The following is a 12,947-nucleotide window of genomic DNA, read 5'->3' on the forward strand; positions in this document are numbered from 1 at the left end:
CGGTCCCCTCTCGATCACACAGCAGTCGATGGAGGGATGGGCGCCCGGCATGCGTCAGGTGCTGACGCCACCCTCCTCGTCGGGGAGGGGCGCGAGCACGGGAGGCTCCGCCGACCACGGGAAGACGATCCACTTGTCGGTCTGGCGCCACACGTAGTCGGGCGTCACCTCCGAGCGGGGCTTGGCGTAGAGGACCGCGCTGCGCGCCTCGGCGCCGTGCTGCTGCAGGAGGTCGAGCACGAGGGCGAGGGTGCGCCCCGAGTCGGCGACGTCGTCGACGACGAGGATGTGGCGGCCCTTGAGGCTGTCGGTGTCGAGGTGAGGCGCGAGCAGCACCGGGTCGGGGAGCGTCTCGTCGACGTCGGTGTAGAACTCGACGTTGATCGCATCGGTCAGCTTGATGCCGAGGGCGTAGGAGAGGCCGCCACCCGGGAGGAGGCCTCCGCGCGCCACGGCGACGAGGACCTCGGGGCGGAAGCTCGAGTCGGCCACGAGCTGAGCGAGCTCCCGGCAGGCGGTGCCGAACGTCTCCCACGTCAGCACCTCCTTGTCGACAAGGGCCCTGGAGTCAGCGTGGAAGGCGATCGTCATGGGGCGAGGGTAGTCGCGCCCTGTGACCGTCGTGTTTCGTGGCTCTCGTCGCTTTTACCCCGGTCAGCGACCGGCGGTGCCAGCGCGCACCTCGGCGAGCAGCGGCGGCGGGAAGAGGGTGCGCGGGTAGAGGGCGATGGCCCCGCCCGTGCCCCGGATCATCACGGTCTCGCCCCGCTCGGCGACGCGGACGATGTCGCGGTAGGCCGTGCGCGCGGTGCCCGCCTCGGACGTCGCGGTGAAGCTGTCGTCGCCGAAGGTCAGCGTGATGCGGCCGGTGGGGGAGCGGCGCAGCACCCGACGCGTTCCGAGGTAGCCACCCACGACGACCGCCGTGATGACGATGACCGTGACGAGGGGCAGGACCCACCGTGTCGTCGTGTCGGAGGAGAGCTGGACGAGCACCGAGAGCGCGACGAGAAGACCGAGGAGCGAGAGCGTGCCGAGGCCAGTGACCGACTGGACGGTGAAGTCACGTGACATCCGGGCGATCGTCGCGTCGTCGATGGTGGTGCTGGTGACACGAGCCGGGTCTGCCGGTGCGGCGTCGGTGGACGAGTTCGCTTCTGGCGACGCGTCGCTCGCGGTCGCGGGGTCGCCGTCGTTCATGGCCTGGTCGGCGCCGTCGGTCGGTCGTGGAGCGCCGACGGGCGCACCTGCCACCCCTGCCTGCGCGGCTGAAACGATCGCGTCGTCGCTCAGCGACGCGGGCAGGACGATGAGGGCCTGCGACCCTCGCATGGCGAGGACGAGGTGGTGGCGAACGAGCGTCGCGGCGTCGAAGAGGTGCCACGGCACGTCGAACGCCGGGGGGTCGTCCTCGCGCTGGAGGACCAGGCCGCCGGGGCCGGCCGTGACCGTGAGGCGGGAGCCGACAGGGAACGTCCGGGAGAAGCGGCGCCGGGCCTGCCAGATGCGCACGGTGACGAGCACGGCGACCGTCGCGACGGCTAGGAGCAGGCCCACGACGAGCGGGAGCCCGAGCAGCCACTCGAGGGCGAGCACGAGCGTCGCCGGCACGAGCAGGTCGACCCACTGCCGCCTCGCGAGCCGGTGCAGCACGAGGGCGAGGGCGACCCGGCCGGGGTCAGATGCGGCCACGACGGTCGAGCGGGTGACGGCGGTGCCGGGCGCGGTGCTCACGGGCAGATGCTACGGGCTGGGCCGCAGCGGTCGTGCGGGAGACTGGGCCTGTGACCGAGACGCCGCGCACCCCTGGACCCTCCCGCCGCTCGAGGGTGGCGCCCTTCGAGGTGATGGACGTGCTCGACCGGGTGGCCGTGCTGCGGGCCGCGGGCCGTGACGTCGTGTCGCTCTGCGCCGGGGAGCCGTCGGGCGGTGCGCCCACCCTCGTCTCGGAGGCCGCGGCCCGCATCCACGCCTCGGGCAGGGCGCTCACCTACACCTCCGCCCTCGGCATCCACGAGCTGCGCGCCGAGATCGCCGCCCACTACAGCCGCTGGTATGCCGTCGACGTCGACCCAGCCCGCGTGGCCGTCACGACGGGGTCCTCGGGCGGCTTCGTGCTGGCCTTTCTCGCAGCCTTCGACCCCGGCGACCGGGTGGCTCTCGCGCGACCCGGCTACCCGGCATACCGCAACATCCTCACCGCGCTCGGGTGCGAGGTGGTCGAGATCGACTGCGGCGCGGGCACCCGCTTCCAGCCCACGCCGGACCTTCTCGACGCGGCGTCGGCGGACGGGCCGCTCGCGGGCCTCATCGTCGCTTCACCGGCGAATCCCACTGGCACGATGGTCGATCGGGCGGAGCTGACTGCTCTTGCGCAGTGGTGTCGGACCAACGGCGTGCGTCTCGTCAGCGACGAGATCTACCACGGTGTCACCTATCCCGAGCAGTCACCGGCACGCGCTGCTGACCCGCGCGGGGTCTGCGCGTGGGAGGTCGACGACACGGCGATCGTCATCTCGTCGTTCAGCAAGTACTGGGGCATGACGGGGTGGCGCCTCGGGTGGATGTTGCTGCCGGACGACCTCGTGCGACCTGTCGACGCGCTCGCGGGCAACGTGGCGCTGTGCCCTCCGGCGCCGGCGCAGTATGCCGCCGTGTCCGCCTTCGCCCAGGAGTCCTACCACGAGTGCGACGGAGCCGTTGCGGAGTTCGCCCGCACGCGGAAACTGTTGCTCGACAACGGTTCTCGACTGGGCTGGGGCGAGTCCGCTCCGCCGGACGGCGCCTTCTACTACTGGGCGGACCTCGGGCCGCAGCTCGAGCGGTGGGGCTCGTCTGGCGACTATGCGCGGGCCCTGCTCGAGGAGGCCGCGGTGGCGATCACACCCGGTGGTGACTTCGACGACCGGTCGGGTGGGCACTCCGTGCGGCTCAGCTTCGCGGCGGGCAGCACCGCCGTCGCCGAGGCCATCGAGCGGATCGAGGCGTTCAACCGCGGCTGAGGTCGTCGAGCAGTGCCTGGAGCGTACGGTGGGCGGTGCGCGACATGACCGGGTTGGTCTCGCGGTAGTACCAGAGGCAGCCGACGGCCTGGGCGAGGGCCCATCCCCTGCCGCGGTCCCACTCCTCGTCGTTGCTGCCGAGGGCCTGGCGGTACGCGTCGCGAGCCGCCGGGGTGAAGAGGTTCCAGGCCGGCTGGAGGTCGAGCGCCGGGTCGGCGACGGCGAGCTGGCCCACGTCGATGACCCCGGTGAGGGCGGGCTGGGCCGCCGGGCCGGTGGCGGCCGTGGGGTCGTCCTCGTCGACGAGCAGGTTGCCGGGCATGAGGTCGCCGTGAGTCCACGCGTCCAGGTCGGTCCGCGGGGTGCTCCGGAGTCGGCCCCAGAGCGTGGCCAGGGCGACGGTGTCGATGAGGCCTGAGCTCAGGTCCTGGCTGCGCCGCACGTATTCGTCGTGCTCGGTGAGCAGGCCGCCCCGACGCGTGCCGTGGAAGGTGCGTCCTTCGGTGGGCAGGGAGCGCACGGCCCGGACGAAGCCCGCGAGCTGCTCCGCGACCTGAGGGGAGTCCGCGGCATCCGTCTCCGCGGCGGGGATGCCGGGCACCCAGCGGTAGACCGACCAGGGGAGCGGGTAGCCCGCGCCGGGCTCGCCCAGCGCGACGGGCTCGGGAACGGCGAGCGGCGAGACGGTCAGCAGCCTGCGCGCGGCGTCCATCTCGCTGAGGAGCTCGACGCGACGAGCCTGCACGGCACCGGCCTGCACGTCACTGGCGCCAACGTCACCGGAGTCGACGTCGCTGGCGTCTGTGCCTCCCTCGAGGGGCAGCCGAGCGACGAGGTCGGGGCCGATGCGGAAGATGGCGTTGACGGTGCCGTGCGAGCGCACCGGGCGAACCGGCATACCGGCCCAGGCGGGGAACTGCTCGCTGACCAACCGGGCGACCGTCGTGGCGGAGACCTCGATCTGGTTCGCGTGCATCGGTCTCGCGGGCGGCATGCGTCGCAGTCTCGGACCGTGGCTGGGCCCGCGTCCACCCGATTTGCGCCCGCGCACGGGCTCGCGGGTCTAGCGTCCGAGCATGGGGTGGTGGTCGAGCATCGTCGGTGCGGTGACGAGCCGCTTCGGGGGCGGCCGTCCCGAGGTGCCCCCGCCGGGCCAGTTCACCTCGGTCGACGCGCTCGTCGCCCGGATGAGCCAGGTGCAGGCGGGCCTGCCCGACGGCGACGGGGTGCGGGCCTTCAACGGGATGTACCTCACGGTCACCGAGCTCGTGCGCGACCGCATCGCGGCCGGCGGCTTCGCCGACAGCGCCTTCATAACGCGGCTCGACCTCGTCTTCGCCGGGCTCTACCTCGAGGCGGTGGATGCCGCGCAGCCGGTGAGCGCGTGGCGCCCGCTCTTCGAGCAGCGGCACACGCCGGGGGTGCTGTCGATCCAGTTCGCGCTCGCCGGCATGAACGCCCACATCAACCACGACCTGCCGATCGCCGTCGTGCGCGCGTGCCGCCAGCTCGGCCTCACCCTCGACAGCCCCGGTGTGGAGACCGACTACCAGAGCATCACCGGGCTGCTCGCCTCGGTGCAGGAGCAGGTGCGCCAGTCGTTCTTCACGGGCCTGGAGCTCGAGATCGACCAGCGGTATGCCGCCCCGCTCGCCAACCTCGTCGGCTCGTGGAGCATCGGCCGGGCCCGCGATGCGGCGTGGGCCAACGCGCGAGTGCTGTGGGAGATCCGCAACACCGAACCGGTGCGCACGGACTTCCTCGCCACCCTGTCGAGCACCGTCGGCATGGTCGGGTCGCGGCTGCTCACACCAGTGGCCGAGCTCGCCCCCTGAGCCCCTCACCAATCGAAAGAGCAGTTCGTCGGCACCAAAGGGGGCGCCCTCAGCGGCGACCTCAGCAATCGAAAGAACGGTTCGACGGCACCCCCGGGATTCCCTCAGCAATCGAGAGAGCAGTTCGTCGCCCTTCCAGGCGACCGCGCGGGCGCGCTCGGCGGCGACGAACTGCTCTTTCGATTGGGATTCAGGTGCGGCTCAGGCAGAGGCGGGCAGGGGCTCCGGGAGGGCGGTCTGCCCCCGGGTGCCGCGCTCCTCGGCGACTGGGGCGGTTTCGACCTCGCCCCGACGCGACCGCAGGGCGGCGCGGAGGCGCCACGCGGCATACAGGGCCACGAGGCTGATGACGAGGTGCAGCCCGAGGAAGCCGCTCGAGAGACCCATGCCGAGCAGCGCGCCGGCGACGAGCGGCCCGAGAGCCGAGAACGTCGTCTGGATCGCGGTGAACGTGCCGAGCGTCGTGCCGACGAGACCCTTGGGGGCGAGGCTCGCGGTGAGCGGGTTGAGGACGGGCGCATACATCGTCTCGCCGACGGCGAAGATGCCGAAGGTCGTGACGAAGAGCGCCGAGGCGATCTCGGGAGTGAACTGGGCGGCGGAGAGCACGACCCACGCGAGCGTCCAGATGCCGCCGACGGCCATGAGCAGGGTGCCAGCGCCGCGCTTGGCGGTGAGGCGCACGACGACGACCTGCAGCGCGACGATGACGAGGCAGTTGACGGCCGCGGCGAGCCCGATGGCGGTCTCGTCGACGTTGAGCACGGTCAGCGCATATGCCGGGAGGCCGGACTCGAACTGAGCGTAGAAGCCGAGGGCGAGCGCCACGGCGACGACCGCGGTCCAGCGGAGCGCAGGCACCGCGAAGATGCGCCGGAGGGCCTCCATCGTGCCAAGGCGCGTCTCGGCCTCGCCCGCCGCGAGCTCGGGAGCGAGGTCGGTCGGGGCGCCGATGCCGGCGACGTGGATCAGCCCAGCGGAGACGGCGAAGCCGACGCCGGCGGCCAGGAACGCGAAGACCATGCCGTCGGCGCGGTCGAGGTCGACGAACAGACCCGCGACGAAGGCGCCGACCGCCATGCCGATGGCCTCGCCGGTGAACTTGTAGGCGAAGACCTTGCGGCGGTCGTCACTCGGCGTCCACCGCAGCACGAGCACCGACGCGGCCGGGCCGGCCGCGGTCAGGCCGAGGCCGAAGACGAACATGCCGGTGAGGAAGGCAGGCGCCGTCGTGGCCCAGACGAGGCCGCCGACGCCGACGGCTGCGAGCAGCTTGGCGGCCACCGCGACGGTGACGGGGTTGAAGCGGTCGGACAGGCGGCCGGCGAAGGGAGCCGCGACGAGGGCGCCGACGGAGAAGAGGGTGCTGGCGAGGGCCGCGGTGAGGGCGCCCCACCCGCGGGTGTTCGCCGCGTACGCGTACTGGTACGGCAGCACCGTCCCCCAACCGAGCATGCCGATGGAGGAGGCGAGGATGAGCAGCTTGGTGCGCACGAGGTTTCACACCCTTTCTGACGACGGGAGGCCGAAGCGAGAACAGTGCTTCGGCCTCAAATATTTCGAACACGAACTTCGATATCGAAAGACTATCACTCCGCGCTCGGGTGCGACAATGCGGTTCATGGCAGCCAAGCGACGTCAGACGGCCCAGCAGGAGCACGCGTCCGACGTCGCGACCTACGTCGCCGCCGGCGGCGAGGAGTCGGTGCAGCGGGTCATCACCGCCGTGTATGCCGTGACGAAGAAGCTCGACCAGTGGTACGTGCGGCAGTTCGCCGACCTCGACCTCACCCAGGGGGAGTGGGCGGTGCTCGCCGCGCTCGCCCGGGCCGGCGACACCTGCCTCACGCCGAGCCAGCTCGCCGACCTCTCCAACGTCGCGCCGTCCTCGATGACGCACCGCCTCGACAAGATGGCCGGCCGGGGACTCCTGCAGCGCCGGCCCGACACGACGAACCGCACCCGCACGCTGGTGTCCCTGACGACCGAGGGCTGGGCTCTCTTCAGCGCAGCCGTGCGCGAGTCGAACGTCGTCGAGAGCGACACCCTGCGGGGCCTCAGCAGCAGCGAGCGGCACGAACTCGCCCGGCTCCTCGAGATCGTCATCGACGGTCTCGACGACGTCGACGCCTGACCGCCTGGGGCGTAGCGTCGCCTCATGAACGAGACCGGGCGCCAGGTCGCCCTCGTGACCGGCACCTCCTCGGGGATGGGACTGCACGCCGCCGTCGAGCTCGCCGGGCGCGGGCTCTCCGTCGTCGCGACGATGCGCGATGTCAGTCGCTCGGATCGGCTCGACGCCGCCGCTGCCGAGGCCGGAGTGCAGCTCGATGTCCGTGCGCTGGACGTGACCGACCACGAGGCGGCTCGCGCGTGCGTCGACGGGGTGCTCGCCGACCATGGCCGGATCGACGTGCTCATCAACAATGCCGGACGCGGCGCCGTCGGGACGGCCGAACAGCTCGGCCTGGACGAGATCAGGGACCAGCTCGAGGTCAACTACCTCGGTCCGGTCGCGCTGACCAAGCTCGTCCTGCCGACCATGAGAGCGGCCGGCTCGGGTCGGGTGCTGACGGTCACCAGTGTCGGCGGGGCCGTCGGGCAGCCCTTCGCCGATGCCTACTGCGGCGCGAAGTTCGCGGTCGAGGGCTTCATGCAGTCGCTCTCGACCGTGATGCTGGCCCACGGCGTGTGGGTCTCGGTCATCGAGCCGGCCGCCGTGGCGAGCGACTTCGTCAGCAACGTCGCACGCCCCGCCGGCGGGGCGCCTGCCGACGCGTATGCCGTCCAGCTCGAGGCCTACCTCGCTCGCTCGGCGGGTGCCTTCGCTGCGGCACAGCCCGCCCGGGATGCCGGCGTCGCCATCGCCGAGGCCGCGACCGCGGATGAATACCGCTTCAGGTGGCAGACCTCCGATGGGGCGACGGCGTTCGTCGGTATGTCCCTGGCCGATCTCGACGGCAGCCGCGTGCTCGGGACGACCCGCACCTGGATCGAGACCCAGGCCTGACGTGGGTCTCCTCCACCTCGCCGCATGGGCCGGGGCTCCACCGTCGTCAGAAGGGCGGCGGGTCTGGCGTCGGCCGGATTGAGGCCGCTCCAGTCGGCCCGGGGTCTGGAGCGGAGGTCGAGGCCGATCCAGTCGGCCTGGGGTCTGGAGCCGCGTCCGGGGTCTGTGCAGCTGTCGGGAGTGCAGCGGTGGCATACGGGGTCGGTGCCGCTGGGGCGCGCACCGGGGTCTCTTGGGGGTGCCGGCCCTCGAGCCAGTTCTTGGGGTGGGTCGTGTAGGTGCGTGTGGCTGCGGTGTGCCAGGTGAGGGCGTCGTCGTCGCGCGTGGCGGTCCACCAGCCGGCGGTCTTGAGGCGGTGATGTTGTCGGTGCTTCGCGGTGAGGTTGTCGGGGTGGGTGGGGCCGTGGGGCCAGGGGGTGTCATGGTCGAGGTCGCAGTTGCGGGCGGGAACGGTGCACCCGGGTCCGCGGCAGGTGCCGTCGACGGCTCGGACGTGTTCGACCATCTCTGCGGTCGGGCGATACCCGGGCGTGATGGCGATGGCGCGTCCAGTGGTGGGGTCCGCGAGCAGGGTGTGCCAGATGGATCCAGGGGCGGTGATGATCTCGCGCGCGTGAGCGGCGCTGAGGTGTCCGTGACCGGTGAGCTCGCAGGGTTGGTCGTCGAGACCGAGGGCGGTTTCGAAGGGAATGACGATGATGGCTTTGCCGGCCGGGGACGGTGACATCGCCGCGAACCCGCCACCGGCGCGGACGGTCCCGCTTCGCGCCATGCCGGTTGCGGCGGCCTCGGTCGCATCGGTACCGGAGGCCCTCGTGGTGCCGTGGGCGTCCCCGCCGCCGTTGCTGCTCTGGGCGGCACCGGTGGGGGTGGCGCTGAAAGTCGTGCTCGTGCTGTCGGGGACGTCGTTGGCGTGAGCGGGGCTGCCGTCGTTTGTGTTGGCGGCGCCCTCGTCGCTGTCGGTGGGGCCGCCGCTCTCGGCGTCGTTGCCGGCGTCGTTGCCGGCATCGTTGCCGGCATCGATGGTGGTGTCTGTGGTGGTGTCGCCGTGTGGCCAGCCGGTGATGGCGGCGCCGGTGAGGTAGTCGGCGCGGAGCTGGTCGAGGGTGCGGGGGTCGCCGGCGGCTCGGGCGGCGCGGGCCGCGGTGTCAGCACGGTCGTAGGCGGCAACGATCCTGTCGGCGTCGTTGACGACCGTGAGGCGGCCCGTGCCGTCGTCGTGGATCTCGGCCCAGGCGCGGTTGTGGGCTCGGGCGGCACGGCGTCGTTCGGCGTGGTCGGCGTCTGGGGTGAGCAGAGCCCGGCGGAGCCGTTGCCGGAAGAGGGTGCCGGTCAGGCCGGCCCCGTCGCGGGTCGGGGCCAGCGTGGTGCGGGCGACGTGGTCGACGGCGTCGTCATCGAGGTGGCGGGTCTGGCGGACGAGCTCGCAGGCGCGGTGGATGGTGGTCGTGCCCGTGCGGATCTGTTCGCGCAGGTACGAGCTGCGGGCTGCGGGTGCGGTGGCGAGCTCGAGGCGTATGGACAGGTCGGCCTGGGAGAGGCCGGTGGCGGCGGCGACCTCGGTGACGACGGCTTCGCGGGCCGACAGCGGGGTGCGCTCGACCCAGGACTGGGCGTGCCGGGCGTCGAGCTCAGCGAGGGCGGTCGCGTGCAGCCGGGCGAGGGCCTCGAGCTGGTGGTCGTCGGCCATGCCCTTGACGCGTTGTCCGCCCTCGAACCAGGCGAGGTCGGCGGCCATCAGCGCCTCGAACGACGCGGCACTCGCCGCATCCTCGCGATCCTCGAGGCTCTGCGGGTTTCCAGCGTCCCCAGCCTCGCCGGGGTCCTCGGTTTCAGCGACCGCGTCAGCAACCCCGGCGTCACCCATGTGCACGGGTGGAGCAGCCGGGGCGGTCTCGGCCATCAGGGTGGCCACGACCCGGTGTGCGGACCGGGCCACGTGTCGCCCGTCACGCTGCTCCATCGTCATGACGAACCCGCGCTCGAGGAAACCCTCGAGACGCGACTGTGAGTCGCTCGTGAACGGCATGGCGCCTCCTCCCTGACCCCTCAAGTAGAACACGTGTTCTGCATATCTGCTTGGGTGAAGTAACATCTGTGGATGACCGCGAATCCGGTTCGGGGAGTGGACTACCCGTCGACGTACCAGCAGCTGCTGGAGTGGTTCCCGGACAACCAGTCGTGCCTGGACTACCTCGCGGCCCTGCGGTGGCCGGACGGGTTCGTCTGCCCCAAGTGCACGGCGCGTGAGTTCTGGCGCACGGGCGCGGGCCTGTGGATGTGCCGGTCATGTGGCAGGCGGACATCGGTGACCGCGGGGACGATCTTCGACCGAACCCGGACGCCGCTGTCGACGTGGTTCGCGGCGATCTGGTTTCTGACCTCGCAGAAGAACGGGATGTCAGCCCTCGGGCTGCAAAGGGTCCTCGGGTTCGGCTCCTATGAGACCGCGTGGGCCTGGATGCACAAGCTTCGCCGTGCGATGGTGCGCCCGGAACGCGACAAGCTGTCCGGTCTCGTCGAGCTCGACGAGACCATGATCGGCGGCGTCAGCCCAGGCAAACCGGGGGCCGGGAGCGACAAGGTCCCCGTCATGATCGCCGTGGAGCGCAACGGAACTCGTCGCCTTGGCCGGGTCCGGCTCGCGGTCGCGCAGCGGCCGAACACCGGCGAGCTCGTCGACTGGGCGAGTCAGGTCATCGAGCCCGGATCGACGGTCCGCACCGACGGCCTGCGCACCCTGCGACGCCTCTCGGAGCTGGGCTACAAGCACGAGTTCACGACCGGCTACAACGCCGCGGACAAGGCCAGCGTCCTGCCCGGCGTACCTGGTGGCCTCGCTGCTCAAACGCTGGCTGATCGGCACGCTGCACTTCCGGGTCGAGGAGCACCAGCTGCCCTACTACCTGGACGAGTACACCTTCCGGTTCAACCGGCGCAACGCCAAGTCCCGCGGGCTGCTCTTCTACCGGCTGCTCGAACAGGCCGTGGTTACCGATCCCCATCCGCTCCACGAACTCCTCAGACCTGACGAAGCACCCATACCCGACTTCACTTAAGCAGATATGCAGAACACGTGTTCGAACAAGGGGCAAGGGGTCATCCACAGCCAATTGCCCACGCGGTCAGACGAATTCAGCGATGTCGGAGATGGGCTGGGCCGCTTGACGTGACGCAGACGTACCGTCGGAATACTGCCTCGATTGGCCGCGGGTGTGCCGACGGAGTGCTCTTTCGATTGCCGCTCTCATGACGCGAGCCGACGGAGTGCTCTTTGGATTGAGGGGCGCGGAGGCCTGGGCCGACGGAGTGCTCTTTCGATTGGCGCTCTCGTGACGAACTACGCTCGCAGCGTGACCTACCGCCGCCCTGTCCCGACGATCGGCGATGCCACCTCGGCGGCCGAACGGGCGCAGGCTCCGGACGCGTGGGCCATGCCCGACGACCTCGCCGCGCTCGACCGGGTCATCGGCGCCCGTCGCGACATCCGGCGCTTCCGCCCCGACCCGGTGCCCGACGACGTCCTCACGGCAGTGCTGGCCGCCGGTCACCGAGCCCCCTCGGTCGGCCACTCGCAGCCGTGGCGCTTCGTCGTCGTCACCGAGCAGGCCACCCGCGACGCGGCCGCCCTCATGGCCGACCGGAGCCGCCTGCGCCAGGCTCACGGCATGGCGGAGGAGTCGGCCCGCGGGCTGCTCGACCTTCGGCTCGAGGGCATCCGCGAGGCACCTCTCGGCGTCGTCGTCGCCTGCGACCGCCGCACCCCGGCGGCGGGCGTCCTCGGCCGCGCCACCTTCCCGGACGCCGACCTCTGGTCGTGCGCCGCTGCGATCGAGAACATCTGGCTCACCGCCCGCGCCCACGGCCTCGGCCTCGGCTGGGTGACGCTCTTCGAGCCGGCCGAGCTCGCCGGGCTCCTCGGGCTGCCTGACGGCGTCGAGACGCTCGGCTGGCTCTGCCTCGGCTGGCCCGACGAGCGACCCCCGGAGCCCGGGCTCGAGCGGGCCGGCTGGTCGAAGCGGCTCCCGCTAGAGCAGGTCGTCATGCGCGAGCGCTGGGCCGAGCGCGACGCACCGACCTCGCACCTGCGCGCCCCCGAGCCCGCCTACGTTGTCGCTGCCCGCGACCGCGCCGATGACCTGCTCACCGTGCCGGGGTCGCTCGGGGTGCTCGACGCCGTTCTCGACCGCATCACGGCGCTCCCCTCCACGGAGGGTGGGGGCACCCTCGTGATCGCGGCCGCGGACCACGCCGTGACGGCATACGACATCAGTGCCTTTGACGCGTCGGTGACGGCGGACGTGGCTCGCGCGACGCGTGCGGGCACGTCGATGGGCGCGGTGGCGGCCCGCTCCGCGGGTCTCGACCTGGAGTTCATCGATGCCGGGATCGCTTGCAGCAGAGGTGATCTCGTGACAACCGACGCGCTCGATGAGCCGACGTATGCCGCCCTGCTGGCTCTCGGACGTGAGCGCGGTGCCGCTCTGGCCGGGAGCGGTCCCGTCGCCCTCGGCGAGGTGGGCGTCGGCAACACGACGGTCGCGGCGACGGTGGCGGCAGCACTGCTCGAGCTGTCGGCGCAGGAGGTCGTGGGGCGAGGTTCGGCAGCCGACGCCGCGATGGGCGAGCGCAAGCGCGACGTCGTGACTCGGGCCCTCCGCCGGGTCGGGCCGGTCACCGGCCACGACGCTGTGCGCCGGCTCGGCGGGGGAGAGCTCGCCGTCCTCACCGGCGTGGTGCTCGGCGTCGCGGAGGCCGGTGGGGTGGTCGTCCTCGACGGGCTCGCGACCTCGGTGAGCGCGCTCGCCGCCACGCGGCTCGAGCCGGCCGTCGCGGCCCACCTCGTCGCGGGTCAGCGATCGCGGGAGCGGGCGCACGCGCTCGTGCTCCGAGAGCTCGGGCTCGAGCCCCTCCTCGACCTGCGCCTGCGCGCGGGTGAGGGCGTGGGGGCAGCGCTCGCGACGGGCGTCATCCGCGACGGACTGGCACTCCGATCCGGCGTCGCGCGCACCCTGCCGATTTGAGAGGTCCGAAATGGATCCGCCGCCGGATGGCCTCGGTCGAGATCGGCGCCGAGGGGGCGTCTGCCGCGCACTAGTG

10 protein-coding genes and 1 pseudogene are annotated in these 12,947 nt (G+C 71.8%); 6 read left to right on the forward strand and 5 right to left on the reverse strand.

The window, feature by feature from the left end; all coding sequences use genetic code 11:
* Window positions 1-54: 54 nt before the first annotated feature.
* Window positions 55-591: a phosphoribosyltransferase gene (locus tag FHX52_RS13045; protein ID WP_141822676.1), complete on the reverse strand. Its 537-nt coding sequence runs from the start codon at window positions 589-591 to the stop codon at window positions 55-57.
* Window positions 592-654: 63 nt separating this feature from the next.
* Window positions 655-1,734, reverse strand: coding sequence for a hypothetical protein (locus FHX52_RS13050; RefSeq protein WP_141822678.1), 1,080 nt, complete (start codon window positions 1,732-1,734; stop codon window positions 655-657).
* Between the two features lie 113 nt (window positions 1,735-1,847).
* On the opposite strand from FHX52_RS13050, the gene FHX52_RS13055 reads away from it, so the two are divergent.
* Complete coding sequence (locus tag FHX52_RS13055) at window positions 1,848-3,002, forward strand: aminotransferase class I/II-fold pyridoxal phosphate-dependent enzyme (RefSeq protein WP_141823681.1); 1,155 nt, start codon at window positions 1,848-1,850, stop codon at window positions 3,000-3,002.
* On the opposite strand, the gene FHX52_RS13060 is transcribed toward FHX52_RS13055, so the two are convergent.
* On the reverse strand, window positions 2,989-3,996 hold the full coding sequence (locus FHX52_RS13060; protein ID WP_221630595.1) for an aminoglycoside phosphotransferase family protein: 1,008 nt from the start codon (window positions 3,994-3,996) through the stop codon (window positions 2,989-2,991). The genes FHX52_RS13055 and FHX52_RS13060 overlap by 14 nt on opposite strands.
* Window positions 3,997-4,078: 82 nt before the next feature.
* On the opposite strand from FHX52_RS13060, the gene FHX52_RS13065 reads away from it, so the two are divergent.
* Entirely contained in the window at window positions 4,079-4,837 is a 759-nt protein-coding gene (locus FHX52_RS13065; RefSeq protein WP_141822680.1) for a DUF5995 family protein, read from the forward strand.
* A gap of 201 nt (window positions 4,838-5,038) precedes the next feature.
* On the opposite strand, the gene FHX52_RS13070 is transcribed toward FHX52_RS13065, so the two are convergent.
* Window positions 5,039-6,331: an MFS transporter gene (locus FHX52_RS13070; RefSeq protein WP_141822682.1), complete on the reverse strand. Its 1,293-nt coding sequence runs from the start codon at window positions 6,329-6,331 to the stop codon at window positions 5,039-5,041.
* A 127-nt stretch (window positions 6,332-6,458) separates the two neighbouring features.
* On the opposite strand from FHX52_RS13070, the gene FHX52_RS13075 reads away from it, so the two are divergent.
* Window positions 6,459-6,971 carry a MarR family winged helix-turn-helix transcriptional regulator gene (locus FHX52_RS13075; protein ID WP_141822684.1) on the forward strand — a complete coding sequence of 171 codons (513 nt, stop codon included), beginning with the start codon at window positions 6,459-6,461 and terminating at the stop codon, window positions 6,969-6,971.
* Between the two features lie 24 nt (window positions 6,972-6,995).
* The gene (locus tag FHX52_RS13080) at window positions 6,996-7,847 is read left to right on the forward strand and encodes an SDR family NAD(P)-dependent oxidoreductase (RefSeq protein WP_141822686.1); all 852 of its coding nucleotides are present in this window, start codon (window positions 6,996-6,998) and stop codon (window positions 7,845-7,847) included.
* Between the two features lie 46 nt (window positions 7,848-7,893).
* Here FHX52_RS13080 and FHX52_RS13085 read toward each other — a convergent pair whose 3' ends face one another.
* Complete coding sequence (locus FHX52_RS13085; protein WP_141822688.1) at window positions 7,894-9,876, reverse strand: HNH endonuclease signature motif containing protein; 1,983 nt, start codon at window positions 9,874-9,876, stop codon at window positions 7,894-7,896.
* Window positions 9,877-9,948: 72 nt separating this feature from the next.
* On the opposite strand from FHX52_RS13085, the pseudogene FHX52_RS13090 reads away from it, so the two are divergent.
* Both FHX52_RS13090 and bluB read left to right on the forward strand, forming a co-directional pair.
* Window positions 9,949-10,906: pseudogene (locus FHX52_RS13090) on the forward strand (IS1595 family transposase).
* 294 nt (window positions 10,907-11,200) lie between these two features.
* Complete coding sequence (gene bluB, locus FHX52_RS13095) at window positions 11,201-12,871, forward strand: 5,6-dimethylbenzimidazole synthase (RefSeq protein WP_141822690.1); 1,671 nt, start codon at window positions 11,201-11,203, stop codon at window positions 12,869-12,871.
* Window positions 12,872-12,947: the final 76 nt, after the last annotated feature.

The organism is Humibacillus xanthopallidus (assembly GCF_006717145.1).
Lineage (GTDB): Bacteria > Actinomycetota > Actinomycetes > Actinomycetales > Dermatophilaceae > Humibacillus > Humibacillus xanthopallidus.

Excerpts from the sequence above, each read along its gene's own strand:
- FHX52_RS13045 (WP_141822676.1), bottom strand. The coding sequence starts at position 591 with ATGACGATCGCCTTCCACGCTGACTCCAGGGCCCTTGTCGACAAGGAG.
- FHX52_RS13055 (WP_141823681.1), top strand. The coding sequence starts at position 1,848 with ATGGACGTGCTCGACCGGGTGGCCGTGCTGCGGGCCGCGGGCCGTGAC.
- FHX52_RS13060 (WP_221630595.1), bottom strand. The coding sequence starts at position 3,996 with ATGCCGCCCGCGAGACCGATGCACGCGAACCAGATCGAGGTCTCCGCC.
- FHX52_RS13065 (WP_141822680.1), top strand. The coding sequence starts at position 4,079 with ATGGGGTGGTGGTCGAGCATCGTCGGTGCGGTGACGAGCCGCTTCGGG.
- FHX52_RS13075 (WP_141822684.1), top strand. The coding sequence starts at position 6,459 with ATGGCAGCCAAGCGACGTCAGACGGCCCAGCAGGAGCACGCGTCCGAC.
- FHX52_RS13080 (WP_141822686.1), top strand. The coding sequence starts at position 6,996 with ATGAACGAGACCGGGCGCCAGGTCGCCCTCGTGACCGGCACCTCCTCG.
- FHX52_RS13085 (WP_141822688.1), bottom strand. The coding sequence starts at position 9,876 with ATGCCGTTCACGAGCGACTCACAGTCGCGTCTCGAGGGTTTCCTCGAG.